This is a genomic window from Streptomyces corchorusii (genome assembly GCF_001514055.1).
Lineage (GTDB): Bacteria > Actinomycetota > Actinomycetes > Streptomycetales > Streptomycetaceae > Streptomyces > Streptomyces olivaceoviridis.
The window spans coordinates 1-1,565 of sequence record NZ_KQ948401.1; the positions used below are offsets into that span (position 1 = coordinate 1).

Annotated in this window: 1 protein-coding gene; it reads right to left on the minus strand. The window is 70.2% G+C overall.

Going from position 1 to position 1,565, the window contains the following annotated elements; translation table 11 throughout:
* Positions 1–1,485 (minus strand): condensation domain-containing protein (locus AQJ11_RS44985; RefSeq protein ID WP_244218686.1); only part of this gene is annotated, 1,485 nt, incomplete at its 3' end.
* Positions 1,486–1,565: the final 80 nt, after the last annotated feature.

Here is a 1,565-nt window from a genome sequence, read left to right on the forward strand (position 1 = left end):
GCCGTACTCCACCGCCTCACCCGCACCCGATGCCAGCAACCACCCCCGCTCCTCCGCGTCGACCATCGCGATCGAGGAGACGGCACGCTTCGGATCGGCGACCGCGTTGCGCAGGAACGTGATGAAGTGCCGCACCAGCCGGGACATCGTCGCGTGCTCGAACAGGTCCGCGTCGTAGTAGGCGATCCCGGTGAATCCCTCGCGCCCGCGGGTCAGCGCCACGCTCAGGTCGAAGCGCGGCTTGCCGTCGACCACCTCGATCCGCTCGGTACGCAGACCGGGCAGCACCAGGTCGTCGGTCTCCTCGTCACCGAGGGCGAACAGCACCTGGAACAGGGGGTTGCGACCGGGATCCCGCTCGGGTTGCAGCTCGTCGAGCAGGGCCTCGAAGGGCAGCTCCTGGTGCTCGTAGGCGGCGAGCATGTTCCTTCGGGTCCGGGCGAGCAGATCGGCGAACGACGGATCGCCGGCCAGTTCGGTGCGCAGGAGCAGCGTGTTGACGAAGTAGCCGATCAGATCGTCCAGCTCGGGCCGGGTCCGGCCGGCGATGGGGGTGCCGACCGTGACGTCGTCCGTGGCCGAGTGACGCGCGAGCACCACACTGAACGCCGCTATCAACGTCATGAACGGCGTGGCGTTGTGCTCCTGGGAGAACCGGTCGACGGCCGCGCCGAGACCGGCGTCGATGACGAAGGACACCTCGGCGCCGTTCCCGCCCCGCACGGCGGGCCGGGGCCGGTCCGGGCGCAGCTCGTCGCAGGCGGCTCCGGCGAGGTGGTCGCGCCAGTGGTCGAGCTGGTGACGCAGCTTGTCGGGCGTCTGGTGCTCCCGGCTCCAGGCGGCGAAGTCACCGTACTGGACCGGCACCGCCGGCAGGACGGGAGTCCGGCCGGCGGCGAACGCCTCGTACGCCTGCGACAGTTCCGACCACAGCACCCGCATGGACGATCCGTCGATCGCGATGTGGTGCACCACCAGGACCAGCAGGGCGTCCTCTTCGGACAGCCGTACCACGGCGACCCGGAACACCGGCCCGGTGACCAGCGAGAACGGCTCCCGCATCAGCTCTCGGGCCCTCTTGACGGCCGCCGCGTACCGGTCGGCGGGGGAATCACCCTCCGGCTCGTACACCGCGACCGGCACCGGCCGCGCCGGCAGCACCCGTGACACCGGCGCGCCGTCGTGTTCCTCGAAGACGGTCCTGAGGACCTCGTGCCGCTCGGCGACCAGCGTGAAGCTGCGCGACAGCACCTCGATGTCGAGTGCGCCGGTGATCCGGACCACCGTCGAGGTGTTGTACCCCGGCAGCATCTGCTCCAGCAGCCACATGCGTTCCTGCGAGTACGACACCACGCCCTCGTGCCGGCCGAGCACCGGTATGGATGTCGCCGAGGTGTCCGTCTGCTGGGCACGGGCTCCCTGGAGGAGGTTCTTGACAGCCTGCCGTGCCGCTTCGTCCGACGGTGATGTCGCGTGCGTGGTCATGAGCGGGTCCTCTCGGCGGAGGCGCCACGGGCGGCGTCCGGAGCGGAGACCGTTTCGAGCAGGAGGTTCTCCAGGGCCAT